The organism is Legionellales bacterium (assembly GCA_026125385.1).
GTDB lineage: Bacteria > Pseudomonadota > Gammaproteobacteria > JAHCLG01 > JAHCLG01 > JAHCLG01.
The window spans coordinates 1-14020 of sequence record JAHCLG010000023.1; the positions used below are offsets into that span (position 1 = coordinate 1).

General features: G+C 39.7%; 12 protein-coding genes. 6 read left to right on the plus strand and 6 right to left on the minus strand.

Features of this window, described 5'->3' with window-relative positions; all coding sequences use genetic code 11:
- Positions 1–170 precede the first annotated feature (170 nt).
- The 5 genes from KIT27_08945 to KIT27_08965 all read left to right on the plus strand — a co-directional run bounded on the left by KIT27_08945 (position 171) and on the right by KIT27_08965 (position 7489).
- The gene (locus tag KIT27_08945) at positions 171–2849 is read left to right on the plus strand and encodes a hypothetical protein (GenBank protein ID MCW5589772.1); all 2679 of its coding nucleotides are present in this window, start codon (positions 171–173) and stop codon (positions 2847–2849) included.
- Between the two features lie 179 nt (positions 2850–3028).
- A complete protein-coding gene (locus KIT27_08950; protein ID MCW5589773.1) occupies positions 3029–3580 on the plus strand; it encodes a hypothetical protein in 552 nt (183 codons plus the stop codon).
- 180 nt (positions 3581–3760) lie between these two features.
- Positions 3761–4561, plus strand: coding sequence for a 3',5'-cyclic-AMP phosphodiesterase (cpdA, locus tag KIT27_08955; protein ID MCW5589774.1), 801 nt, complete (start codon positions 3761–3763; stop codon positions 4559–4561).
- A gap of 89 nt (positions 4562–4650) precedes the next feature.
- Positions 4651–5994, plus strand: a complete 1344-nt coding sequence (locus KIT27_08960) for a tetratricopeptide repeat protein (GenBank protein MCW5589775.1) — start codon at positions 4651–4653, stop codon at positions 5992–5994.
- A gap of 19 nt (positions 5995–6013) precedes the next feature.
- Positions 6014–7489, plus strand: coding sequence for a FecR domain-containing protein (locus KIT27_08965; GenBank protein MCW5589776.1), 1476 nt, complete (start codon positions 6014–6016; stop codon positions 7487–7489).
- 188 nt (positions 7490–7677) lie between these two features.
- Here the strand turns inward: KIT27_08965 and KIT27_08970 are convergent, their stop codons facing one another.
- From KIT27_08970 to KIT27_08995, 6 genes are all read right to left on the minus strand, one after another.
- On the minus strand, positions 7678–8067 hold the full coding sequence (locus KIT27_08970) for a phasin family protein (protein MCW5589777.1): 390 nt from the start codon (positions 8065–8067) through the stop codon (positions 7678–7680).
- A gap of 162 nt (positions 8068–8229) precedes the next feature.
- Positions 8230–8730, minus strand: coding sequence for a polyhydroxyalkanoate synthesis repressor PhaR (phaR, locus tag KIT27_08975; GenBank protein MCW5589778.1), 501 nt, complete (start codon positions 8728–8730; stop codon positions 8230–8232).
- 18 nt (positions 8731–8748) lie between these two features.
- The gene (gene phbB, locus KIT27_08980; GenBank protein MCW5589779.1) at positions 8749–9492 is read right to left on the minus strand and encodes an acetoacetyl-CoA reductase; all 744 of its coding nucleotides are present in this window, start codon (positions 9490–9492) and stop codon (positions 8749–8751) included.
- Positions 9493–9556: 64 nt separating this feature from the next.
- Complete coding sequence (panC, locus tag KIT27_08985; protein ID MCW5589780.1) at positions 9557–10411, minus strand: pantoate--beta-alanine ligase; 855 nt, start codon at positions 10409–10411, stop codon at positions 9557–9559.
- A 5-nt stretch (positions 10412–10416) separates the two neighbouring features.
- Positions 10417–11205: a 3-methyl-2-oxobutanoate hydroxymethyltransferase gene (panB, locus tag KIT27_08990; protein ID MCW5589781.1), complete on the minus strand. Its 789-nt coding sequence runs from the start codon at positions 11203–11205 to the stop codon at positions 10417–10419.
- A 14-nt stretch (positions 11206–11219) separates the two neighbouring features.
- Positions 11220–12479, minus strand: a complete 1260-nt coding sequence (locus tag KIT27_08995) for a 6-phosphofructokinase (protein ID MCW5589782.1) — start codon at positions 12477–12479, stop codon at positions 11220–11222.
- A gap of 166 nt (positions 12480–12645) precedes the next feature.
- On the opposite strand from KIT27_08995, the gene mpl reads away from it, so the two are divergent.
- The gene (gene mpl, locus KIT27_09000) at positions 12646–14016 is read left to right on the plus strand and encodes a UDP-N-acetylmuramate:L-alanyl-gamma-D-glutamyl-meso-diaminopimelate ligase (GenBank protein MCW5589783.1); all 1371 of its coding nucleotides are present in this window, start codon (positions 12646–12648) and stop codon (positions 14014–14016) included.
- The last annotated feature ends 4 nt before the right edge of the window (positions 14017–14020 follow it).

Consider the following 14020-nt stretch of genomic DNA (forward strand, 5'->3'; position numbering starts at 1 on the left):
GTGATTGACATACACCCGTTTTCAAGAGACAATTGTGCGCTGTTTTGACCTGAAAATAATATAATAAACAAAAAGAGAAAATCAAAGTGTACGGTTCCAGTTCCAACTCTAATTCCAGTTCCAACTCTTCGGCTCACAACCTGCAAAGGCAAAGGTCGTCAAGTTCTATCATGAGCAGTTCAAGTACGCTTACTGGATCGAGCAGCATTGCTTCTTATACAGATATATTAAATGTAACAGCCTCCTCAATAAGCTCAGTAGGCACTCAAGCAGATACCAAAAGAAAAGCTGAGGAAAATTTTTCTGAAATTCAAATAACATTACCCCCTGACATAATAAAACTTATTCGATCGGGGAGTGCAATTTCCATGTACACTCCTTATGAGCCGGAAATGAATAAAACTGCAGATCAACATACATTAGATCAGCAGCAATTTGATAGCAAAAAAGCAAATGCTACTGAAGAAGTGCAGGTGTTAAATGGTATCGACGCCTTAAAAGCTTCAAGTTTTCCAATAGAATGGCAATTGGCTACTGCTATCACAGCAATGATATTGAGAATCGATATACAATTTCGTGAAGAAAAATTAGGAAAGAGAATTCCCCAAACGATCAACCCTTACTATCTCTTTTCAAGTTATCCCAAACCGATTTCAGTCGTCGAAAAAAGTGTTGCGAATGCGATCTTTTTTAATGAGTATCCAAGTCCTAAAACTAACCCGCTATTATCTCGGATACGTAACGATATTGCGGGTAAGAATATGGCTCCTGAGGCGTTGATTTCCGATTTAGGCATACCAGAAGGATTAGTGGAGGTTCAAAAAGATTTATCGTTTGCTGAATTTGTTCAAGCGCTGGAAATGGGTGAAATTCAAATTACTAAAATAGAAAATGGTAAAATAGAGTTTACTTATCCTAAATGGAATAACGATTTACACGGATGCCCTGGACATAATAATACAAATATGACGTTCATATTAAATCTCAATCACCCTAGTGCTAATACATTTCGTGAATTAATAGCAGAAAAATCCCCACATGAATTTCCCTCTTTAGAAGACGTCTTACAAAAAATAAATTCAAATAATAACATAGATCAAAATCATGCTGGGCTACTGAGAGGATTCTGTGAGTCGTTAAGTAAGAGTGGATCTTTACATTCAGGCTATCCTTTATCCGTCCGTATTACTGGCGCTGATGATCCAGCGTTAAATGGCGAAAAAGAAATTATGATCCTTGCCGATCAAGAAACACGCATGCCTATCCGTTCAGATTGTGATTTTCAAGGGATCTCTTGTTTCGATACCGCATGGGACCATTATGCTGCAGAACCAGTTTCTTTATCCAAAGACAATACGAATATACAAAACGCCGAAGCACGGAAAGCTATTGTTAAGGCAATGAAATATTTCTTGAAAAAAAGTGGTGATAAGTTAGCTAACGATGAATCAGAGGAAATAGTAGAATTTAGAAAAAAAATAATAGCAGATCTTAAAAAGGATATATTAGAAGAACTTGGTGCAGAAACAACAGAGGATGTTTCTGATCAGGAAAATGATGGTGAACGTATCTCGTTAATTGCACAACATATTTATTCTCGATTCACCCATGGCTATAAACCAGGTATAGGTTCTCCTTTATTAATATTTGCCGCGGTGATTATGGAGTTTTTATATCGCACATTTTTATCTAAAAAATATCCAGAGGTAATAACAGCCTTATCACGAAATCATGTTAAGATGGCTTGTAATTTAGGACAACACCAAGCAGATGATCAATATAATGTTGTAAACAGCCAAAAAGTTAAAGCAAGCCCACCCGAAAATATTTCAGCGTATGCTCCTAGAGCATCAGCTTTTAAATTATTATCAGATTATGAGTTATTAGATACGGTGCTTCCAACTCTAGCGTCTAGAGATTCTGATAAATCACATAATGTTGATCTTTTATATGATTACATACATGGCTTGGTGATACCGACTCGCTTGCTTACCGCTACCTCAGTAGTTGCTTATGATGAATGGATAGAACACACACCGGGTATGCCCATATCAGGACAACGTTTTTCTGTCAGTAATCGTTATACTAATCAGTCTTCTTCAACTTCAGCAGTAACTGATAATTCCAGAAGATATTGGAAAAACTATGCCAGCAACGTTACACCGACTAAAGACGATAAACCACTTACCCCTCGTGACACACAATTTTTACAAACTCCAATACCATCTTCATCATCCATTGTGAATTATAAAAAGCTTTCTGTGAATGATTTAGTGAATGATGGAAATGAACTTTTTAACCATGAGAGAATTTTACCTGAAATTGACCCAAGTTTTTATAATAATATTCATCAAAAATTATCGGAATACTCAGCAAGTGTTTGCTCTCCAAAACAAGGTTCAACTAATAACACGAACCAAACTTTATTACCTTCTACAATAAATTTACAATTTGCAGCTTCTAGCTCCTCCTCTTCTTCTTCATCCTCACCCCCTGTAGCGGGAACAAGTTCTTCCAGCTCATCATCAACTGCTACGGCAAACTCAGCGAGTGCTTGCTCTCCAAAACAAGGTTCAACTAATAACAATATAAAACAAAGTTTACCTATTTCTGTAATAAATTTAGAACTTCGAACTTCTAGCTCTTCCTCTTTATCATCATCATCGTCACAGCAACCTCCTTCTTCACCAAGAAGTATGCGTATCCTGGGTGACCAATTCAGATTACTTCCCCCTGTTGGAATGGGAGCAAGTTCTTCCAGCTCATCATCATCGACATCCGCGTCAAATATAGGTACAAATTTAACGGTAACAGGCACCGCCGTAAAACTCCAGCAAAAGGGAACATAGGTGCATGCGAGTAGTTTACCCACTCCCAGAAAAAAATGATTTTTAAATTTGTCTTCCTATTAAAGAATGTTTGGTGTACAATTTCAAATACATAGTTATAAAGTAGTCAACGATAATTCTATGTGCAAATTAGTATCAATCACGAAATAGTTAATTTAGAAAGATTTTGGAGAATAATTATGGCGATGTCGCACACGAATTCATTGAGGAAGTCGTTTAGTGAGTTAGAAACAGTTCTCAATTCTTCTCAAAAAGCGGCTATAGAATGGCAGGCCTTGTTAACTTCGTATAACTTTTATTCCGATAAACCTAATAGCTCGCTTGGCATGAATGTCTTAAAAAATTCTTTTGAAGCCTTTAAAAATCATTTTTTGCCGAAAAATTCCGCTCATTCCCAAGTTAATAATAGCCCGAATGCTCTTACTGAAGGGATAGAAAAATTTGCAAAGTCCTTAGATGCAATTAAACCTGAGAAATCTTTAGCCAAACTTGCTCAAAGCCAGGGAAAATTTGCACAATCTAAATCAAAAGCACTTACTACGTTAGCCGGTAACAATGGAGTCTTGTCTAATAAGGCTGTTCAAAACGCAGGTGCTGACTCTGGCACTAAGAAGAGGGAAGTGGTTGGTAGTTCAGCACCAACCGTAAGCAATAATCCAGCCCCGAGAAAGAAAATAAAATTGGCTAACACAAATACTATATCCATCCTACTGCGAAATGCAAAAAAATAAAACGTCAGCTCACTACCAAGCTGCGGGATGACGGTACTTTTAAAATTTCGCGTCTTCATTGGCGAGCGATATATAAATTGATTGCCGTCCTTTACTGAATCTCCCCAAAAATCTCCCATTCCACCCCCGCTAACCCCTATGCTATACTCAAACTCCCAATCGATTCAGGGAGTTTTGGGTGTGGGGCAAGGAAAACTGGCCATTCTGCAAATTACCGATACGCATTTATTTGCCGATCCGGCAAAACAATTGCTGGGGTTAAATACAGAGGATAGTTGTGCAGCGGTGATCCGTGCGATTCAACAAGACGAGCAAAAACCCGATTTAATTTTACTTACGGGTGATATTGCCCAAGACAGTTCCGAGCTAGCCTATCACTCCATTGCTCAAAAATTAATTCCTTTTCATTGCCCAGTCTATTGGATACCGGGAAATCATGACTCAGCCGGTTTAATGAAAAAAACGTTTCAACAATTTTCTCATATGAGTAATGATAAACTCATTCAACCATCACCCTGGCAAATTATTTTGTTAGATTCTCAAAAACCAGGTGCGGTTGAAGGATTACTTGCCGACCAACAAATAAATTTTTTAAAAAAATATTTAACTACAAATAATCAATTATTCACATTACTCGTGATTCACCATCATGTGGTCCCCATTCAAAGCGCATGGTTAGATACTTTGGCATTAGAAAATGCTCATTATTTATTAACCATTATTCAAGAAAACAAACACATTAAGAGTGTGGTGTGTGGTCATATTCATCAAGCATTCGAAAAAGTGATCGATGAGGTGGTTTATTATGCGACGCCCTCGACGTGTTTTCAATTCAAACCGCGCACAGAAAAATTTGCTCTCGATGATGTGGCGCCCGGTTATCGTTGGATTTTTTTAAACGATGATGGCACGCTCACGTCGCGAGTGGAACGAGTTAAGGGTTTTTCAGCGCAGGCTTACGCATCCACCAGCGGGTACTGAGTAGATTATAAACTTGAGATCAACCACAGAACATGTAAAAATGATTGCTGTTTAGGGAGAATTGCTAAAAAGAGCGAGGGAAGTGGGTAATGCAAAATGTGCTACGCAATTTAATCATTGTTACAATCAGTTTTTTTGTCATCACCACACAAGCAGCTTCACTGTCTTCATTGCAAAAACTCATCCAAGAAAAAAATTATGTGCAAGCGTATGCGCTTTCGCAAAAATTGTTGGATAAATACGAGGGAAATCCGCAATTTGATTTTTTATATGGTCTCGCAGCGTTAAGAACGCAACATGCCGATCAAGCTTCCTTTATTTTTGAACGTTTACTCCTGCAACATCCCAACGATCCGCGAGTTCGTCTAGAATATGCCTTAGCTCAACTTCACATTAAAAATTATCCACAAGCCCAACACGAGTTCCAACACATATTAAAGCAAAATCCGCCCCCCAATGTACAAAAAAATATTCGTCATTTTTTAGCGCTGATAGATGCCATCCAAACCCAATCCCAGCCGAGTAAAAATACCTTAAGTGCATTTGTGCGTTTCAATGCCGGTTACGATAGCAATGCTAATAGCTCAACGGCAGAAAATATTATTAATATTCCGGTATTCGGTTCGGTGGCGCTTAATCCCAGTGCTCGTGCTGCTGGAACTTTTTTTAGTGGTTTACAAGCTGGAATTTCAGGGCAATTAGCCTTAAATAAAAATTTATCGATGTTTGGCTCGATCAGTGGCAATGGTCGCAGAAATACGCGCGCGCATCAGTTCGATACCAATACCACCACGGCAATTGCCGGATTAAACTGGAGTAAAGGCCGATTTTCTCTGACTCTGCCTTTTATGGCGCAAGCCTTAGAATTAGAACATCAACGTTTTCGCAATACCGTGGCTTATGCCTTGCAAGGTTTGTATACCCTCACTCGTTTTACGCGTGTAGGAGGATTTATCGACCACAGTCGCTTGCTCTATCCCAACAATCGCACGCGCACGGGCGTGCGGGCGCAGGACACCAATTTAACCACGGGCGGTCCTGTTTTTCAGCATCAGTTCAGTAAAGTACCCTTAGTGTTAACGGTGAAATTATTTGGCGGCCGTGAAGACGATCGCGTTGAAAATTATCCGCATTTGGCACGACGGGTTTATGGCACGGACGATGCCATTCGTTGGATAATTTCTAAAATGTATGAACCTTATTTAGGCATACGCTATCAACGATCAAAATATAAAGGCGTGGTGCCAGGCTTTTTGGCCTATCGTTCCGATCATGAATTTGATTTATTCACCGGCATTCGCATTAAATTAAATAAACATTGGTTACTAGAACCGTCTTATACCTATATCGATAATGCCAGCAACACCATTATTTACGCGTTCAAACGCCATCAATTTATGTTAAGCCTCACGTATTCAACCGGACAGGTTTAGGCGCATAAGGAGCATTGCCATGAATAAATCCATCATTGCCTTACCCGTATTTTTGCTCATGACGGCATCTCCGGTGTTTGCAGCCGCAAGCGTGGGTAAAGTGATTTTTGCCAAAGGACAAGTGACGATTATTTCGGCCCAGCAACCGATGAAAGCCCAACGCGGCAGTGCGCTACATACCGGACAAAGCATTCAAACAGGCGTGAATTCAACCGCGCAAATTCGTTATTCCGATAATACCTTAATTTCAATTGCACCGAATTCTATTTATAAAATCGACCAATATCGTTTTAACCAAAACGCCAAAACGGATGTGCGAAAAACGACATTAGTCCAAGGTGGATTGCGTGCAATTACTGGGAAAATCAGCAAAGAAAATCCTAACGCGGTGACATTACAAACCAAAGCGGCGACGATTGGCGTGCGCGGAACCATTTATGCGGTCATCATTAACAATAACACAACCTATGCCGAGGCTACACAAGGCACATTAAGTGTTGGCAATTTATTGATAGGACCAACGCATCCTACACGAGCATTAAAAGTCAATCCAGGAGAACCTCCGCAAGCGCTGCCAACCATTCCCGAAGCCATAAAAAATAAATTAAATGTCGATATGGATGTGTTATCGAATGTCCCACAAGGCGGCTCGTCGAGTGGTGGAACTTCTTCATCCCCTTCATCGGAATCTATTTCTTCGAGTGATGAATCAAATTTAGCGGCAAATGATTTAACGAGTCAGAACGGCGATATCGATAGATTTACCAATCCGGTGAATATGGTCAATAATCCTCGTCAAGTCGTTTCGAATTTTAACGTGCGTCCTGAATATTTTGCCGCGGGCGATTTTGGGCGTACGGGTATTGGCGCCACGGAATATCGCAATACAGTAGGGTATATCGAAGCCAACCGAATTACCAATCCGATTATTTATGATAATGTTTTGGGAGATATTTCGGGTACATTAAATGCCAGTGCAACGCAAATTTTACCGGGTGTTTATTACGGTGAATGGGATTCAACTTATTGTGAATTATGTAATCCCAGCACGTTTGGTAGTGCGGCGTTTCCAACGACTTGGATTTCAGCACAAGCTACCCCTTTGCAAAATTTACCCACAACGGGTGTTATCAATTATTCAACGCCAGTGTTTATCAGCGCTACTACCGATTCTGCGTCTAACGATGTCGCAGGTGGGGCTTGGGGTGGTTCATTTAATTTGAATTTCACGACAGGAGAATTTGCGGGCAACATGAATTTAACGGAAACCATCAGTGGCACCACGTGGAATGCCAATATTGATGGCGTGCTTGTTAACGGAACGGTTAGAGGATTTAATATTGGGGGTATGAATACCGCCGGTGGGACTATTGATACCGGCGAATTTAGTGGTTTTCTATCGGGTAGCAATAGTGATTATTTAATTAATACCTTCCGTTTTAATGCCAATAATACCGGAGCTTCGATTGGTGGAGTTAGCGTGATTGGTCGTTAAATAAAAAAACCCTCAACAAAGGGTTTTTTTAGGGCGTGTTGACAATTCTACTCTGCTGGCCGTATCTCGTTGATTTTTTGTGCTCCGCTGCTCATTTACTTCGTGTAAACTGCGCGCTAGTGCTCAAAAATCAACAAGCTACGTCTCAGCATAGCGAATTGTCAACACGCCCTAGTGTTACAGATTATTTATTTTTGTCTAGCGGTTTGATTATCGCTTTTATTAGCAACGGTTTTATCGACATTGCTAACGACTTTTGACATATTTTTTTCACACAGTTTGCTGAATTTGTTGGTAGTATCCACAGCCGCTGCAAACGATTTTTGTGCGTAGTCGATGGCTTTGTTGCCAGCTTCTTGTAAAATTTGCGTTTGAGTGGCAATTAACGATTCAACATTTTTGCAATCTGCCAATTTTTGCAAATTAGCCACGCTGGAAGTGAATAAATCATTAACGGTTTCTAAGTTTTGTTTGGCAAGACGTTCAAACGATTCATTAGCCAATGAATTAAACGCCACAAACGGTTCAAGCGAATTTTTACTAAAATTAGTCCATTGATCAATAAATTCTTTTTGCATAAAAGATCTCCTTGTGTAAAGATTGTGCATAGCAACAATGAGAACATAGAATAACCGCCATAGATAACAGTGTCAAGTATAACTGCTTTATTTTATAGCAGGAAGCAAGAACTTGCTGTGTGGGATTTCAGACTGAAGCTCTCGTTGTCCCAACGAAACATGCTAGTCCTTCGTCGTACTTTTCTTCGCCTCTTCACCCGACTCATTGATTTTTGCGGCATTTAACCAATTTTCTTGCAGGGTTTTCCAGAGGTGTAGATTACGTTCGGTGAGTTGAGAAAATAAATTCAACGGCGTGCGTTCTAACCAATTATTGACTCCTTGCTGCACCTGTTGAGCTTGTTCCATGAATAAATTAACACTCTGTTCTAAATAGTTACTCATCATCGTTTGCATGGAATGATTGTATCCGCGGATGAGATTTTGCAAAATATCTCGAGTGAACATAGGAGTTTGTTGATCTTCTTGTTCAACAATAATTTGTAATAAAGTCATGTTCGTTAAATCTTCTTCGCTTTTAGCATCGATGACTTTAATTTCCTCGCAGTCTAAAACCAGTTGTTTTATGTCTTGCAAAGTAATATAACGGCTGATGGCAGTATCGTATAAACGACGATTAGGATATTTTTTTATAATGCGTATTTTTTTATTTTCTTGATCCATAGTAATGACCTCATATAATTAAAACATAAACTGTCCACCGTTCGCCGAAAAATCTGCACCGGTGATAAACCCACTGTCATCATCGGCTAAAAACGCAATTAAACGAGCGATTTCTTCTGGTTTTCCTAAACGTCCCACTGGAATATTAGCAATAATGTGCTCGCGTACGTCTTCTTTCATTTTCATGACCATTTCGGTGGCAATATAGCCTGGAGAAATCGTATTGACTGTGATCCCTTTGCGCGCTACTTCTTGCGCCAACGATTTGGTAAAACCATGAATGCCGGCTTTGGTTGCAGCATAATTACATTGACCAAATTGACCTTTTTGCGCATTGATGGAAGAAATATTAATAATTCGACCAAAATTTTGATCAAGCATTGTTGGTAAAACGTGTTTGGTCATGTTGAATAAGCTATTTAAATTGGTGTGAATAACACTTTCCCATTGTTCTAATGTCATTTTACGCAAGGTACTATCGGCAGTCATTCCGGCATTATTAATTAAAATATCAATTTTCCCATATTTTCTAAGTACGTCATTGACGAGAGTATTGCATGAATTAAAATCGGCGACATCTACATCCATAATATCAATTTCAAAACCAGCCTGATGTTGTTGATTAAGCCACTGACAGGATTTTTCATGATGATGATTGGTGGCAATAACACGCACACCATGTTGAGTGAGTAAACGACAAGTGGCCGTGCCAATTCCACCTGTTCCACCTGTGACAATCGCAATCCGCTTTTCAAAACTCATCGAACAATCTCCCTGTACGCTAATGTTGAGAAACTATACCACAACCTCAATTCACATGAAAACGTCAATCGCGATGAGTTCCCATAATGCAGAGATTATCGATTAATCGTGCTTTACCCAAATAGGCCGCAGCTAAAATGACTAAATCATCATTTACAGTTTTGGCAGGTAATAAGGTGTGGGCATTGCAAATATGAATATATTCGGGTTGGAATTGATATTTTTTTAATTCTGTGTAGGCATTTTCGACTAACTGAGTAAAATGATTATTTCCTTGTGAAATTTTCTCGCTAAGCATGGATAAGACGCGATATAAATTCGGCGCTAAGGCTCGCTCTCTCGGCGTTAAATATTGATTGCGTGAACTCATGGCTAAGCCATCAGCTTCACGTACCGTAGGAACGCTAACAATTTTTACTGGAATGCAAAGGTCATTCACCATGTGACGAATAATGGTGAGTTGTTGAAAATCTTTTTCACCAAAAAATGCATAATCTGGCTGAATTAAATTAAATAACTTGCAAACAATGGTAGTAACACCTTGAAAATGACCTGGACGAAATTCTCCACAATGGAGGTTTGATAAGTTTGGAACAAAAACTTGCGTATGTTCATTTAAGCCATGAGGATAAATAGTGTCGACGTGCGGATAAAATAAGATATCACAATTAACTTGATTTAATAATTTTTCATCGTCTATTAAAGTGCGAGGATAATTTTTTAAATCTTCAGGATTATTAAATTGTAATGGATTAACAAAAATACTCACAATAACGCGATCGCAGTGTTGACGTGCGGTGGTAATTAAACGCAAATGTCCGGCGTGGAGATTTCCCATCGTTGGAACAAAGCCTAAACTTAAATGAGTTTGCTGTTGTAGATAGGAAATTAATTGTTGTGGATCGGAAATAATGTGCATGGTGACTAAAATCCATGATGAGTTGCAGGGAATTGACCATTTTTAACCTCGCGAACATACGCGCTAATGGCATCAGCAATCGATGAGTTTTCAGCTAAAAAATTTTTTGAAAATGAAAATTGACGAGACGAAATGCCTAACATATCGTGTAATACTAATACTTGCCCATCGGTTTGATTACCGGCTCCAATGCCAATAACAGGAATCGTTAATTGAGCAGTAATTTTGCTAGCAAGTTCGGCAGGAACACATTCTAAAACCAATAGTTTTGCCCCGGCATTTTCTAAAGCCTTAGCATCTTCGATTAACTGTAATTGTTGCAGTTCATCTTTGCCTTGCACGTGATAGCCACCTAACACATTTACTGATTGTGGCGTTAAGCCTAAATGAGCGCACACTGGAATTCCGTAGTGGGTGAGTTGCTGAATAGTAGGTGCTAAAAACGCACCGCCTTCCATTTTTACCATTTCAGCACCCGCTTGCATGAGTGGCATGGCATGCTTGAAGGCAGATTCTGGTGTGGCATAAGTCATAAAAGGCATATCAGCAATCAGCAGGGCGTGTTGATTGCCACGGGCGACACAATTCACATGATAAACCATATCGTTTATAGTCACTGGAACTGTGGAAGAAAAACCTTGGATGACATTTCCTAAGGAATCGCCAATTAGAATAATTTCAATACCATTTTCATTTAAAAGTTTGGCAAAACTCGCATCATAACACGTAAGCATCACCATTTTTTCGTGTTGTTGTTTCATTTTGATTAAATGATTACAGCGAATTTTTTTCATTTCGTATTTTCCTATTATTTAACTGTCGACGGTAATTTTTTCGGAACTAATTTATTTTTTAATTGCACGTAGTCGGGTAAACCTTGGCGATAAGGTGGATACGCTTCTCCTTGAATTAATGGTGCTAAATATTCTCGACACGCTTGAGTTATACCAAAACCATCGCGGGTAATAAAATGACGTGGTAATTTTTTTTCGCGATTAGCGACTTTGTCGAGTGGCACACAGCCAATTTGCCAACGGTAGGTTTTCGTGGGTTTGCGTTCAATGGTCATCATAATGTTATTTTTACCGGCTAACGCATACTCTACTGCGGCTTTGCCAATTTCGTAGGCATGATCCACATCCGTTTGTGAGGCGATGTGACGTGCGGAACGTTGTAAATAATCGGCAACTGCCCAGTGATATTTTAATTGTAAATGTTCTTTGACAATTTGCGCGATTCTGGGGGCCACTCCACCCAATTGCGCATGACCAAAGGCATCGCGCGTACCGGCTTCTGCGAGAAATTCACCATTGGGATTGCGTAAACCCTCAGAAACAGCAATCACACAGTAACCGTATTTTTTCACACACAGTTCAACGCGACGTAAAAATGCTGTTTGATTGAATTCAATTTCAGGAAATAAAATAATATGAGGAGGTTCACCTTCATTTTCAGCGGCTAAACCACTGGCGGCAACGATCCAACCTGCATGACGTCCCATGACTTCCATAATAAACACTTTGGTAGAACTTTCCGCCATGGATGCGACATCAAATCCCGCTTCACGCACCGAAACACTCACGTATTTTGCAACCGACCCAAATCCCGGACAACTATCCGTTAAATATAAATCGTTATCGACGGTTTTAGGAATACCAATACAAGTCAGTGGATAATTCAGAGCTTGGCTCATTTGCGCAATTTTATGAGTAGTATCTTGTGAATCGTTGCCGCCATTATAAAAAAAATAACGAATATTATGCGCGGCAAATACTTCAATTAAACGTTGGTATTCCGCACGATTTTCTTCTAAGGATTTTAATTTATAGCGACAAGAACCAAATGCACCACCTGGCGTGTGTTTTAATGCGGCAATGCTTGCTGCACTTTCTTGACTGGTGTCGATTAATTCTTCGGTCAGTGCGCCAAGAATACCGTTGCGACCGGCGTAGAGTTTTGCAATTTTATCGCGATGGACGCGGGCTGTTTGAATCACACCGCAGGCAGTCGCATTAATCACCGCCGTCACTCCACCCGATTGCGCGTAAAAGGCATTGGCTTTTTTCATGAGTCGTTATTTTCCTGTGTTCAATATCAATAGCGCAGATTGTATAGCGTTTTAAAGCTTTTTTCATGGAAAATTCTTCTTATCCGTAAGGTTTCTGTTAGAATTTGCTGCAGAGCTTCAGCGATTGCTGCAATTTTGGCTTGGCTCTTATCAACGAGGACAGATAATGCAACACATTCATTTTTTGGGGATTGGTGGAACATTCATGGCAGGTTTAGCCGTGATCGCTAAAGAACTTGGATTTATGGTGAGCGGGAGCGATGCTAATGTTTACCCCCCAATGAGTACGCAATTAGAACACGCGGGAATTCAAGTGCTGGAAGGCTATCAGCCACAGCATCTGCAACCAGCACCCGATCAGGTCGTTATTGGGAATGCCATGTCGCGGGGTAATCCAGCTGTGGAATATGTGTTGAATAAAAAAATAAATTTCACCTCAGGCCCACAATGGCTTTATGAAGAGGTTTTACGAAAAAAATGGGTGATAGCGGTGTCTGGTACCCACGGTAAAACTACCACAACCAGCATGGTGGCATGGATTTTAGATTGTGCTAAAAAAAATCCTGGTTTTTTAATTGGTGGTGTACCCGAAAATTTTGGAATTTCCGCCCGTTTGGGTAATAGCGAATATTTTGTTATTGAAGCGGATGAATATGATTGCGCATTTTTCGATAAACGATCGAAATTTATTCATTATCATCCCCGCACCTTAATCATGAATAATCTAGAATACGATCACGCTGATATTTTTCCCGATCTAAAGGCTATTTCTCAACAATTTCATTTTCTGCTGCGTACCGTGCCGAGTAATGGTTATGTGATTTATCCGCAGATGGACGTTAATCTACAGCAAGTGGTTGAATCAGGTTGTTGGAGCTCAGTGCTAACGACAGGATTTTCACACGGCGATTGGCAAGCGCGTGATGTTGCCAGCGATGGTAGTGAATTTTCTTTGTATCATCAACAACGATTAATAAGTCATATTCGCTGGAATTTACTGGGTCACCATAATGTTTATAATGCATTAGCAGCAATTGCTGCGGCCACCACCGTTGGCGTTGATCCAATTCTTGCAACCCAAGCATTAGCTGAATTTCGCAATGTCAAACGACGTTTAGAATTGAAAACAAAAATTAATAATATTACAATTTATGACGATTTTGCCCATCATCCTACGGCAATTAAAACAACGTTAAATGGCTTACGCCAACATGTAGGAAACGCGCGCATTATTGCAATCTTAGAATTAAGTTCGTATACCTTGCGCAGTGGTCAACTAAAGCATGATTTAATTCATGCGTTTAACGATGCAGACGAAATTATTATTTTACGTCCTCACGATGAAAATTGGGGGCTAGAAGACATTGCGCACCAGCTACCTAAACCTTGCTATTTATTGTCGAATGTAGATGCGATTGTGGATTACACGGCAAAGATAGCAAAACCTCATGATCATATTTTGGTAATGTGCAAAACAGCTTTTGGAGGATTGCATGCTAAATTAGCACAACGTTTACAACAACCCGTTAATGTGTAATTTA